The 13171-nt window shown below is 64.2% G+C and carries 7 protein-coding genes and 1 pseudogene; 3 read left to right on the plus strand and 5 right to left on the minus strand.

Annotated features, from left to right (window positions below; all coding sequences use genetic code 11):
• Positions 1-109: 109 nt before the first annotated feature.
• Positions 110-1665, plus strand: a pseudogene (locus tag TQ38_RS21070) (ISL3 family transposase).
• A gap of 1042 nt (positions 1666-2707) precedes the next feature.
• Here the strand turns inward: TQ38_RS21070 and TQ38_RS21080 are convergent.
• The 5 genes from TQ38_RS21080 to TQ38_RS21100 are packed head-to-tail and all read right to left on the minus strand — an operon-like array spanning position 2708 to position 10487.
• The gene (locus TQ38_RS21080) at positions 2708-3580 is read right to left on the minus strand and encodes an NAD(P)-dependent oxidoreductase (protein WP_082057833.1); all 873 of its coding nucleotides are present in this window, start codon (positions 3578-3580) and stop codon (positions 2708-2710) included.
• Entirely contained in the window at positions 3577-4755 is a 1179-nt protein-coding gene (locus tag TQ38_RS21085) for an L-rhamnonate dehydratase (protein ID WP_043977884.1), read from the minus strand. The genes TQ38_RS21080 and TQ38_RS21085 overlap by 4 nt, the downstream gene beginning before the upstream one ends.
• The gene (locus TQ38_RS21090) at positions 4752-5990 is read right to left on the minus strand and encodes an MFS transporter (RefSeq protein WP_043977882.1); all 1239 of its coding nucleotides are present in this window, start codon (positions 5988-5990) and stop codon (positions 4752-4754) included. The genes TQ38_RS21085 and TQ38_RS21090 overlap by 4 nt, the downstream gene beginning before the upstream one ends.
• 44 nt (positions 5991-6034) lie before the next feature.
• A complete protein-coding gene (locus TQ38_RS21095) occupies positions 6035-7723 on the minus strand; it encodes a beta-xylosidase (RefSeq protein WP_043977880.1) in 1689 nt (562 codons plus the stop codon).
• Positions 7724-7760: 37 nt separating this feature from the next.
• Positions 7761-10487 (minus strand): TonB-dependent receptor, encoded by a 2727-nt coding sequence (locus tag TQ38_RS21100; protein WP_043977878.1) that lies wholly within the window; start codon positions 10485-10487, stop codon positions 7761-7763.
• 185 nt (positions 10488-10672) lie between these two features.
• Here TQ38_RS21100 and TQ38_RS21105 point away from each other — a divergent pair, with 185 nt between their 5' ends.
• Positions 10673-11416 (plus strand): FadR/GntR family transcriptional regulator, encoded by a 744-nt coding sequence (locus TQ38_RS21105; protein WP_043977875.1) that lies wholly within the window; start codon positions 10673-10675, stop codon positions 11414-11416.
• Between the two features lie 75 nt (positions 11417-11491).
• Complete coding sequence (locus tag TQ38_RS21110) at positions 11492-13171, plus strand: PQQ-dependent sugar dehydrogenase (RefSeq protein ID WP_043977873.1); 1680 nt, start codon at positions 11492-11494, stop codon at positions 13169-13171.

Consider the following 13171-nt stretch of genomic DNA (forward strand, 5'->3'; position numbering starts at 1 on the left):
CGCTGAGAAGTGACCCGGGGGGGCCAGTAATTTCCAATGAGAAGTGGCTCTGACTCACATTTGCTGCTGTTGATGGTATCCTTTCACCGCTTCATGGGAAGGATCTGCTATGCATGGTCGATTTCAACGCGCCAGCCTTGCACCCGATGGATTTGTGGTCGTCTCGGTGCGAAGTGTTGGAGAGGATATCCAGATTCTGCTTCGCTCCCGGTGCGTTTCGGGTGTTTGCCCAAATTGCGGGCGACCAAGTCAGCGGATTCAAAGCCGATATGTCCGTCGACCGCTCGATCTTCCGCTAACGGGGCGGCGCGTCATACTTCAGATTTCTGCGCGTCGTTTTTGGTGCGACGCGGTCATTTGCAGGCGCCGTATTTTCTGCGAGCAGTTCGATGCCGGTGTCCTGGTTCGATATAGCCGTCGTACTCAGCGCCTTGAGACGATAGTCCGCCACCTTGGTTTCGCGCTCGGTGGAAGGCCCGGAGCCGCATTTGCCAGCCGTCTCATGATGCCGGTGAGCAAGGACACACTTCTGCGGGTAGTACGGCGACGTGCGGTTGATAGGCATGAAGAACTCCATGTCATCGGCATTGATGACTTCGCATTCCGGCGCGGCCAGACATACGGCACGATTGTTTGCGATCTGGAGCGCCGAAAGCCGGTCATCTTGTTGCCGGATCGAGCATTGGAGACGTCGCGGGCCTGGCTTGCCAAACGTCCGTCCATAACGATCGTCGCCCGAGACCGGGGCGGCGGTTATGGTGAAGCGATCACAAGAGGACTGCCTGATGCCGACCAGGTTGCCGATCGTTGGCATCTCATGGAAAATTCGAGCCGAGCATTCCTGGATGCAGTCAGTAAATCCATGAGGCAGATCAGACACGCCGTCGGCCACAACGTCATCGATCCCGAACTTCTGACCTATGCCGAGAAGCTGCAGTACGAAGGCTACGTCCGGCGGCAGGAAACCAACGAAGCAATCTAGCACCTGGCCAAGAGCGGCACTTCAATCCGGCAAGTTGTCCGGCAGACTGGTCACAGCCGGAAGCTGGTTCGCGACGTTTTGCGTGGCCAGCGGCTAGATGTCTTCCGGACCCGCCCGAGCACTTTGGACAGCTGGTTGCCTTGGCTGAACGAGAGATGGGAGGCCGGAGCCCGTAACGCACTGGCTCTCTGGCGGGAGATGCGTACGGAAGGCTTGTTGGTCAAAGGGGCATTGTCTCGCAGTGGGCACAACGCCGCCGCCTCGCGGAAAAGGCCAATCAGAGCGGCATTATGCGTACGCCCTCGGCGCGGGTTTTGGCGCGCCTCATGACCTCAGTCCAGGATGGCCTAGCCAAATCCGAAGCGATCCTCGTCGCCGTAATCGAAAACAACGTTCCTGAATTGGTCGCGGAGCGAAAAGCGATCGGCGACTTTCAATCCATGATCCCATCGAAGTCAGCGGTCAGACTTGATGGCTGGATCGCGATGTCCAAGGGAGGTCTCGTCAACTCGTTCGTCAACGGTGTTGAGAAGGACCTCGCTGCAGTCCGCAATGCGATCGTCTCCCCATGGTCGAATGGACAGACAGAGGGGCAGATCACGCGCCTCAAATTGATCAAACGACAGATGCACGGACGCGCGAAACTCGATCTGCTTCAGGCACGAGTGGTGGGCGCAATATAGCGCCTTCGATCAGCAAATGTGAGTCAGAGCCACTTCTCAGTGAAAATTACTGGCCTCCCCGGGTCACTTCTCAGCGGCAATCAACACAGCGGGTTTAAGCCGAAGCGGACGTTCACAAATTGTGGTGGCCGGTCTAGTAACGAAATCGACTATTTCTTCTCAATCATGACTAGGGGGCAGTCTCGTCATTTGGTGGATCGGATTGATTATCAATCTTTATAGCGCTTGGGTCCAGAATGTTGCGATGTGTTCGAAGGAAGGAAGGCCCCTGAGTGTCTTGGGCCGGTCAGCGAAGTTGCAGGCAGCCATGAAGGCGGCGAAACGCGCGCGTACTGGGGTCGGCTACCTGCACATTGTCCCGAAAATTAGCGGAGCCGCATTCGCTCCCTAAGACTACAAGGGACGCCGGGACCTGACCGGAGGCGTAACTTATACTTCTGGCATGGGCGGTTTCCTGCCAGGTATCAAGCGCACGGCCCCGTCGAAGCGACCTATGCATTCCGACAGTTATCAGCCAGTTCACGATAGGCGGGTAGTCGTCGATCCGCTGAATGCGCAACCACATGCTCTGCGTCACATCCTCGGCCGTGGACGCATTTTCCACACTACGCTGAACGAGGCGCATCAGGAGAGGGCGTTAGTTCCGCAGCAGGCGCGTCAGGGAGCACACGTTGTTGGACATGGTCTCCGCGACGCCGTAAGGGCGTTGCGAATGGTCCGCAATTAATGCGTTCGCACCTCCCCTCCACATTCACTCACGAGGGGTTCAGCGAATTCACTGAACAGCCTTGGTAGTTCCAAACGTGAAGCTCAATCAACGCGCCCGCGCCGTTTTCGGCAGATTTTCCGGCCAGAACGGCGCGGACTATGTTTTACGAACTTAGGAGCATGTACCCACCGTCGCTGCAGCCCAGGCCGGCGTCCAGTCGCCCTCCGCCTGGGCACGCGTGTCCTGAAACTGGGCCTCCATTCACGGATAATTGACGGCAAAAAAGGAGGCCAGATGGGTGATCCAAGAGACAGCCTAGCTGAGCGGCGATTGCTAAACGCTGCGAAGTGGCTCTACGATCGACGCGATGTCTTTATTACCATAGCCTGCATCTTCCGCTTCCAAGAACCGCTGCCGTGCCGCCGCCGCTATGGCCGACGCTATGCCGACCTCGGCGAGCGCCTGCCCGGCATAGCCGAGGTCCTTGCCCATCAGCGGCACCAGGAAATGCGGGTCGTAGGCACGGTCGAGCATGCGGCGCGACACGGCCTTGAGCAGCGGGCTGGCCGGTGCGCCGTCGGTGAGGATGGACATGGCCTGCTCCACGTCGAGCCCCTGCTTCTCGAACAGCGCTACCGCCTCGGCGAGGCTGGCGGCCTGCACGCCGCACAGGAAGTTGTTGGCGAGCTTGACCGTGGCGCCGCTGCCGACCGGGCCGAGATGCACCACCGCGCTGCCCATCGCTTCGAACACGGAACGGGCAGCGGCGAGGACCTCGTCGTCTCCGCCCACGAGGAAGCGGAGAGCGCCCTGCGCGGCCTGGTCGCGGCTGCCGGTCACCGGGGCCTCGAGGAAGCGGATGCCCCGCGCCTCTGCCAGCGCTGCCAGTTCGGCGACCCAGCCTCCGGTGAGCGTGCTGGAATCGATGGCGATGGCGCCCTCGCCCATGGCCGCGAATGCGCCGTCCTCGCCTGTCCAGACAGCGTGGGACACGGCGTCGTCAGCCAGCATAGCGACGACCACGTCCGCGCCCTTCGCCGCGCCGCCCGGCGTCGATCCGACGCGCGCACCGGCGTCGGCCAGCGGTCCGGCTTTGTCGGCGCTGCGGTTCCAGACCGCGACCTCGAAGCCTGCCGCCAGCAGTTGCTTCGCCATGCCCGAACCCATGATCCCGAGGCCGAGTACGGCTACCTTCATCGTCGTCATCCGATCACCTTGAAGCGCGAGAGGGCGTCCTCGTCGATTTCGAGGCCGAGCCCCGGGAGGTTGTCGTCAAGGTCGATGTAGCCGTCAACCGCCTGCGGCTCGCCCTTGAAGATGTACCAGAACAGCTCGTTGCCGACTTCCACGTCCACCATCGGAAAGTATTCCGCAATGGGCGAGTTCAGGCTGGCCATGACGACGTGGTAGTTGTGCATCTGACCTGCATGGGGAACGACGGGGATAGAGTAGGCTTCGGCCAGCGCCTGGATCTTGCGCGCGGCGGTGATCCCGCCGACGCGGTTGGTGTCGAACTGGAAGTAGTCCAGCGCCTTGGCCTCGATCATCTGGCGGAAGCCGTAGCTCGAGAACTCGTGCTCTCCCGCCGCGATGGGGGTCGTGCCGAAGCGGCGCAGTTCGTGATAGCCGTTGATGTCGTCGGGGATGATCGCTTCTTCCAGCCAGCGCAGGTTGAATGGCTCGATCAGCCGCATCATGCGCTTGGCGTAGTCCAGGCTCCAGCCCATATAGGCGTCGGCCATGATGTCGACCTCGTCGCCCACGGCCTCGCGCACGGTGCGGATCAGTTCGACGTTGCGCGCCATACCTGCGGCCCCATCAATGGGCCCCCAGCCGAAGCGCAGCTTCATAGCCTGGTAGCCTTCCGTCTTGTAGCGGGTGGCCTCGGCCGCCAGTTCGTCGAGCGGGATCGAGTAGAGACGGCTGGCGTAGACCGGGATCTTCGCCTTGGTGCGCCCGCCCAGCAGGCGGAACACCGGCTGCTTCGCGGCTTTGCCCATCAGGTCCCAGATCGCGATGTCGAGCGCCGAGATGGCGACCAGCGCCACGCCCTTGCGTCCGAACGCCATTGTCTTGCGGTACATGTGCTGCCACAGAAACTCGCTGTCCCATGGGTCCTGCCCGATCAGCAGCGGGGCGAGATACTGGTCGATCAGCTGCTTGGTGACGAGTGGCGCGAGCGCGGCATTGCCGATGCCGACGAGGCCCTGGTCGGTGAAGACCTCGACGATCAGCCAGCCATGGAACGTGAACGTTCCCATCGTCTCGGGCGACAGCATCGGCGAGACGAGGTCCATGGGGTTGGTGCAGAAATGCGGCGGGAGCGCCACGGTGTCGCCCTGCCACTGGACGACGCGGGTGCGGACTTCGGTGATCTTCAAGGCAGGGCCCTTCCTGTGAAATCGAGTTGTTGGATGCGGGGAATGGTGAGGCAGATCAGCGCGAAAGCGATCAGGTGGAGCGTGGCGGCCACGGTCAGCACCGGGGTGTAGCCGGCATCGGCGTCGAGCGCCCAGCCGGCGGCCTGGCCCATGACGATGCCGCCGAAGGCGCCGCCAAGGCCGACGAGGCCAGCGAGGCGCCCCAGCGCGCTGCGCGGGACGAGATCTGTCGGCAGCGTCATTACCAGCGTCGACCAGCTCTGCTGCCCGAAGAAGGCGAGGCTGAAGATCATGATCACGGCGGCGACCGAGGCGGTCGTCGGCGCCAGCATCACCCACGGCATGCAGGCGGCGCTGAGGCCCAGCGCGATCTTGCGCGCGGCGTTGACCGAGCGGCCGGAGGACAGCAGCCGGCTCGACAGCCACCCGCCGCACAGGCTGCCGACGCCTGAGGCGGCATAGGGGATCCAGCCGATCGTGGCCGCCTGCTTGAGGTCGAAGCCGTGGGCTTCGAACAGGTACTTGGGAAGCCAGAAGAGATAGAAGTACCAGGCTCCATCGCTGAGGAACTTGGCGCCGACGACGCCGCGCACCTCGCGGCGAGATAGCAGCGCGGCGATGGTCGGCGCGGGGCCGGTCGCGACGGCTTCCTCGGCAGTTTCAGGCGGCGTGCGATAAGTCAGGAACCACCAGAGCGCCCAGGCAAGGCCCAGCCCGCCGGTGAGGAAGAACACCCAGCGCCAGCTCGCGAGACCGAACCAGTTGCCATAAGCGAGGACGCCCGCGATCAGCGGCGGCGCGATCACTGCGCCGACCGCCGTGCCGGCATTGACGAGGCCCATGGCGGCGGCCCGTCGCTCGGGCGGGAACCACTCGGCGACGGCGCGGGTGGCGGCGGGGAAGCCCCCGCCCTCGCCCATGCCGAGCAGCAGGCGGCTGACGACCAGCGCGGCGATCCCTCCTGCGAAACCGTGGCTTGCGCAGGCGAGCGACCAGAACACCATGATTGCCAGGAACCCGGCGCGGGTGCCCACACGGTCGAGCAGCCAGCCGCCGCCGAGGTACATCAGCCCATACGTGGCGAGGAACGCGCTATCGAGAAAGGCCTTGGTCTGGTTGCCGATCGGGATATCGGCCTCGATATACTTGATCGCCCAGGGCAGGGTCTGGCGGTCGAGGTAGCTGATGGCGATGGCGACGGCGATCATCGCCGCGATCGCCCAGCGTCCCGCCATCAACCTCGCCCCCGTCCCGCCCGAAGCTGCCACGCTCGCCACCCTCACTTCGCGTCGAGCACGAGCAGGGCCACGCCCTGACGCGGCAAGCGCAGCGCCACGCTGGCGCCCTTGCCGCTCCGGGTCACCGCGACCTGCTCAGCCTGCATTTTCGACGCCGCCTCTAGCTTCACGTACTGGTCCTGATCAGGGGACTGGGGCGAGCCCATCTTCTGCCAGGCGGCGAAGGCATTGGCGTGGTCGCGGTCCACGCGCCAGAGGCTGGCCCTGGCGGGCACGCCCTTGAGCGCCTTGAGGTCGATCGTAACTTGCGCGTCCGGCCCAGCGACGTCGTCATCGTGGTAATGCCAGAGCAGCAACGCGACCTTGCCGTCCGCCGTGCGGGTGGCGATCGAGCCGATGTCGGCCATGCCCTGCACGCCCTGCGCCATCACCGTATCGAGCGGGACCTGCGCGGCGTTGGTGGTCGCCAGCTTCGTCTCGCCGAGCTGGGCGAACATGCGGAACACGTTGAGCACCGGCAGGTCGACGCCGTTGGTGGAAAGCTGGCGATAGCCTGCGAACCACGGCTGGTCCTCGAATTCGAAGGACCACGAGAGCACGCCTTCCAGATTGACCTTGCGCCTGGCGGCCAGTTCCCAGATGCGCGCGAAGCTGGCAGCGGTGTAGCTGGAGTACATCGTGCCATTGCGATAGGCGTTCTGCGGCCCCGGACAGGCGGCACAGCCCTCGGGGTCGCTCTCGCCGATCACCACCGGCTTGCGGGCCAGCGCGGGGATCGACAGCACCTTGGTGAAGCCGCCATCGGTCTCTCGCAAGTGCGTGGCGATGCCCATGCGCACATGCCCATCCACGAATGTCGGCTTACCCTTGGCGTGGAACGAGAGGAAGTCGGTCGGCGTGCCGACCTGCCCGGTCGCGTAGTTCTTCCCCCAGGATACATGCTTCAGGAAACCATCCATGAAGGTGCCGCCCGGCCCCGCCACGTCCGGCCCGCCGACGCGCGCAGTGGGCAGCGCCTTGCGGATCGCGGCGATGGCGTAATCGTGGACCTTGTAGAATTCCTCAGGGCTGGCGGACCAGTAGAAATCGGAATTGGGCTCGTTCCAGACCTCGAAGTACCAGCGCTCAACCTCGGCCTTGCCGTAGCGCTCGACGTTGTGGAGCGTCCACTGGTGAACCAGCTCGGCCCACTTCTCGTAGTCCTTGGGCGGGTAGGTCCAGCCGGTGGCGATCAGCTTGTAGTCGAAGCCGGGGCGCCAGAGGTGCTGATAGGGCGTACCCTTCGGCGCGCTGGACAGGGCCTCGGGCATGAAGCCGATCTGGAGATAGGGCCGCACCCCGCGCGCGAGGTAAGTGTCGATGATGCCGTCGACGACCTTCCAGTCGTAGACCGGCTTGCCGTCCTTGTCCTCGGTATAGGCGTTGGTGCTTCCCCACTTGAATGCGGGGGTTCCGTCGCCAGTGCTGAGCAGGTTATGGGCGCGAAAGTAGACTTGGCCCGATTTCAGCTCGCCCAGTTCGACCAGCAGCTTGCGGCCGTCCTTCATCGTCGCATAGTTCGGCTCGTCCGCGCCGAAGAAGCGCCAGACCGGCGGCAGCTTGCCGTCCGTGTGACCTGCATCGACGGTGACGGTCACCGGCCGCGCGGCCTCGGCCTCGGCCTGCGCGAAGGCCGGCATGGGCAGCGCCATCAGTGCGGCCACAGCCGCGATTGCCCTGGAAATCGTCATCGGGTCATCCTCTTGAAAGGGAGCGTCACGGGCAGGGTCACATCTTGGCCCGGAAGCCGAGCGCGATGGTGCGGGTGTAGAGAACCGTGTCGCGGGAGAAGAGCTTCGGATCGTCAAACGAGGTCTTGTAGAGGTTCTTCAGCACGTTGGTCGCATCGAGCACGACGGTGAAGTCCGGATTGATCTCATAGGAGAACGAGAGGTCAAGGTTGCTGAGCGCCCCGTTCGTGATGAAATTCGGATTGACCCCGGTGAAGTGAAGCCCGGCATTGTACTTGTCGCGCCACACGTAGGACGCGCGGCCAGAGAAACCGCCCTTCTCGTAGATCAGCGTTGCGGTGGCGGAGTATTTCGAGACGTTCTGGAACGGAATGTCGAGATATCCGGTGACGCCGGGAAGCGGCGAGAGCGCCTTGTTCTTTCCGTCGATGTACGTGCCGTTGGCACTCAGGCCGATGCCGTCGAGCCAGGCGGGCAGGCCTTTGGGGAACAACGTGACGCCGCCCTCGATCCCCTGGATCTTCCCCGAGCCCGAGTTCTCGGGGCGGGTAATCTGGTAGACCCCGTTGTCGGCACCTAGGTAGTCGATGTCGAAGTTGCTCGTCACCGACTGGATGAAGCCCGACACATCGCGGCGGAACAGCGTCGCGGTGATCGAACTGGAACGGTCGATGTACCATTCCACCGACAGGTCGTAGTTGTCCGAGCGGATCGGCTTCAGGTCGGCATTGCCGCTGGTGCCGCGTCCGAACGGCTGCTGGCCGGGGATCGGCGGGGTCAGCGTCACCGCCGGATTGAGCTGCGCGAAGCTGGGGCGGGTGATCGTCTTGCTCGCGGCGAAGCGCAGGAACAGGTTGTCCTTCAGCTTGTAGCGCAGCGCCAGGCTCGGCAGCACGTCGGTGCTTTTGTTACGGATCGTCACCGGCGAGGTCGCGCCGCGCAGAACAAGGAATGCGTTCGAGGTGATGTCGGTCTCGATCACGCGCAAGCCGATTTGGCCATCGAGGCGCCCGACCTCAACGTTCGCCTGGAGATAGCCGGCGTAGTTCTTCTCGGTGATGTCGAAGTGCTGCGTGTCCTGGAACGCGGGATCCCCCGCCGCCAGTCCGAAGGTCTGCCGCAGCGCGCCAATGTTGTTCAGCAGGTAGCTGGTCGAGGGTATCGCCCATTGCCGCGCATACGGGCGCGTGCCTTCCATGAAGCCCCCCGGCGTCTGGGTCATCAGGCCGGGGATGCTGTCCGCCTTGATCGTGTAGCACCTGACCGCGCCGGTGGCGGAGCAGTTCACCGTCTGCACGAAGCTGTCGGACTTCGCGTCACGCTTGCTGAGGCGCAGCCCCGCGTCGACCCCTGAGAAGATCAGGAACGGCGAGCGGTAAGATACGTCGCCACGCCATGCCAGTTCCTTGCCATCGCCTACCGTGCGCGTGGTCGAGATGCGCGAGAGGTAATAGCGCGCGGGGTCGGCGATATCGTCGTTCGGCAGCACGAAAGTCGGGGTGCCCGATCCGTTGTTGAATACCGCATCCGTGCGCGAGGCGATGAAGTCCACGTCGAGGTTGTTGGCGATGTCGGTCGCCTTCGAGCGGGTGTAGGAAAATTCGGTCGCGGCGGTCCAGTCCCCGCTCTTCCAATCCGCGCCCAGCGCTGCCTGGTAGCGATCGGCCTTGCTGTCATAGGCCTGCCCGAACTGCGCAACGCGGCCATTGGCGATGCTCAGCGACTGCACCAGCTTGGTATCGTCTACGAACTGTAGCGGCGAAAGCAGGGCCCCGTTCATCGAGGTGAAGTTCTGGTTGCCGTTGCCCTCGTCGCGGAAGCCATAGAACAGCCCGTCCGCACGGATGGTCAGCCGGTCGTCGGGCGCCCATTGCAGCGTGGCGTTGGCGGCCGGTCGCTTGCGGGTGCCGATGCGATCGAAGGCGCCGATCACGTCAGTGCGAAACACGCGCGGCTCCGCAGGATTAGTGCCGCGCGGATCGAGCGGGACGCCCGGCGTATAGGGCGCCCGGCTGTTATCGAGGTTGTAGCCGAAGTAGCCGCCGCCGAAGATCGTCTCGTCGCGGTATCGGGTCTGGTGGAAGGACACGCTGACCAGCGCGCCGATCTCGCCGATGCCGGTGTCCCAGCGGTTGGTCAGGAGAGCGCTGACATAGGGGTCGATCTTGTCGGGCTGCTCGCTGTAGACCTCGCGTCCGGCGAGCGCGAGCTGGAAGCCCTTGAAGTCGAATGGCCGCCGCGTGCGCACGTCGATGAGGCCGGCGATGCCGCCCTCCAGCTGCTGCGCCGAACGCGACTTGTAGACGTCGACGCCGGCGACGAGGTCGGCCGGAACGTCGGCGAGCGAGAGCGAACGGCCGGTCGTGGTGAAGATGTTCCGCCCGTTGACGAGCGTCACGACATCCGGGAGCCCGCGGATCAGGACGGTACCAGATTCACCGCGGGCGCGGGGCGCGACCTGCACACCGGGCACACGCTGGAGCGCCTCGACGACGTTGTTGTCGGGCAGCTTCCCGATGTCCTCGGCGACCACGGAGTCGACCAGCTGCTGGGCGTTGCGCTTAATGTTCTGGGCCGACGACAGGCTGGCGCGCATGCCGGTGACGATGATGTCGTTCGCGGCCGTTTCCGGTGAGGTCGCGGCCTGCTCAGCCGTGGGCGCGGCGTCTTCGACAGGCAAGACGTTCTGCGCCCGAGCCCCGCCGGCGTGGGCGAACAGGAACGCGATGGCCGACATGCCACCCAGCTTCAGTCCGATCTTCATTGTACCCCTCCGATTCTTGTTTTTATTTCTCGTACTAGATTATCGATACAAATGGCTATGACAAGCCGAAATCCTCCTAGAGGCGCCGCGATATCCTAAATTTATCGATATTTTCTCATACTAGATATGCCAAACATCGGCGACGCGGGGTTGACGGGCGGGCCGGCACAGCGGACGAGAGGGCGATGAGCGCAACGGACGACCACCCCCTGTCGCGGCACGCGACCCAGCCGACGCGCGCGATCCATGACCGGATCGCGCACGACCTCGCGATCGCCATTGTCGGCGGACGTTATCAGCCGGGCGAAATGCTGCCGGGCGAAGAGCGCTACAGCGCTGAGCAGGGCGTCTCGCGCACGGCCTACCGCGAAGCGGTTCGCGTCCTTTCCGCCAAGGGCCTCGTCTATAGCCGGACCAAGAGCGGCACGCGCATCAACGAGCGGCTGCGCTGGAACATTCTCGACCTCGACGTCCTCGCCTGGATGTTCGAAGCTGGCCCGACGCCTGAATTCCTGAGGGATATCTTCGAGTTACGCACCGTTGTCGAACCCGCCGCCGCGCAGTTCGCGGCGCTTCGCCGCGACGGCCAGGACATCTCGCGCATGGGTCACGCACTGGAGGAAATGCGGCGGTTCGGGCTGCAGACCCCGGAAGGCCGCGCCGCCGACCAGAACTTCCACAGCCTGATCCTTACGGCCACGCGCAACGAGGCACTCATCACCCTCGCCACTTCGGTGACTGCGGTGGTCGCCTGGACCACCCGTTTCGCGCGGGACGAGCGTAAGGAATCACGCGATCCTATGCCCGATCACGATGCCGTTTTCGACGCCATCCTGCGGGGTGATCCCGAGGAGGCCCGGCTCAAGATGCTGATGTTGATCGGCAACGCGTCCCGCGATGCGGGCATGTCAGGGCCTTCGGCCGGTTGATGTATTTCTCATACTAGATTAAAGGCCGGAAAAATTCACCCGTTCGTTCGAACGGAAGGCAAGGGCCTGCATGCCATGACGCTTCGGTTTGTTCCGCATATCTCCACTATTGGCGCCATTCTGGGCATCGCAGCTTGCGGACAGGCTCCGCAAAAGCGCGAATCTGCAGTCGCTGAGCAATGTGACACCGCAGGATTGGCGCTGCCGCCCGGATTTTGCACAACCATTTTCGCAGACAAGATCGGGCACGTCCGGCACATCGTGGCGGGCGCGGACGGCACGCTCTATGCCAACAGCGCTCCCGATCCGGAGGATGAGGCGGTGGCGTCCGGCCTGATCGTCCTGCAGGATGCCGATGGCGATGGAAAAGCTGAGCGCTTTCAACGGCCTTTTGCCGGCCAGATCGGCGGAACCGGCCTTGCGGTATTCCGAAACCGGGTTTTTCTGGAAAGCGGGGACCGCATCGTCAGCTATGACCTAGACAGCACCAAGCATGACATAGGCGACACCGAGCAGGTCGTTGTCTCCGGTTTGCCGACCGAAGGCGACCACTTTTCGCACAGCATCGCCATCCGCGCCGACGGCAGCCTCTTCGTCACCAGCGGCAGCGCGACCAACGCCTGCCAGGCTGAAAATCGAAAGGCCGGGGCGCCGGGCCAGACCCCTTGCGCCGAGAAGGCCCTGCGTGCTGGCATCTGGCGCTTCGACGCGGGGAAGACCGGTCAGCGCTTCTCCCCCGCCGCCCGTTTCGCATCGGGCATCCGAAACGCGGTGGGCATCGCGCTCGATTCCGGCGGGCAACTCTTTGCCACCCAGCACGGGCGCGACCAGTTGCACGAGAACTGGGGCGCCCTCTACTCGGCCAAACAGGGACAGGAGCTGCCGGCGGAAGTGCTGCTGCAAGTCAAGCAGGGCGACGATTTCGGCTGGCCGGAATGCTACTACGATCCCGGCCAGCACAGGCTGGTGCTCGCCCCCGAATACGGCGGCGACGGCGGCAAGGCCGTAAGCCTGTGCGCGAGCCGCACCGGGCCGGTCGCCGCGTTCCCAGCGCATTGGGGGCCGAATGCCTTGGCTGTGTATGAAGGCTCGCAGTTCCCCTCCGCCTATCGCGGCGGCATGTTCATCGCCTTTCACGGTTCCTGGAACCGCGCACCGGGCCCCCAGCAGGGCTTCAACGTCGTGTTCCAACCGATGCGCGGCGGCAAGGCCATCAGCGACTACGTCGTGTTCGCCGATGGTTTCGCCGGGCCTGACAAGGCTTCGGGCAAGGCCGATTTCCGGCCTTCGGGGCTGGCCGTTGGGCCGGACGGCGCGCTTTATGTGGGCGACGACAAGCAAGGCCGCATTTGGCGCATTACCTACAAAGGCGACCGCGCGGCAGCCGTGAGCGGCGCGCGCGCGGCTGAGATGGCCAAGGCACCGGCGGCGCCTTCGGTCGCCGCGCCTGGCGGAGATGCGAAAGTCGCGCTCGGCCGGCGGCTTTACGTGGGCGAGATCGCGAGTGCCAGCTGCTCCGGCTGCCACGGCGCGGACGGCGAAGGCACCCCGGTCGCGCCGAGCCTCGTCGATGCCGAGTGGCTGTGGAGCAAGGGCGACCTTGCCGGCATTCGCCGCTCGATCAAGGACGGCGTGCCCAACCCCAAGCGCTTCCCCGCGCCGATGCCGCCGATGGGAGGCGTTGCAATCAGCGATGCCCAGATCGACGCTATCGCCGCCTACGTCGCTTCCATTTCTCGGCCGGCGGTGAACTAA

Source organism: Novosphingobium sp. P6W (assembly GCF_000876675.2).
Classification (GTDB): domain Bacteria; phylum Pseudomonadota; class Alphaproteobacteria; order Sphingomonadales; family Sphingomonadaceae; genus Novosphingobium.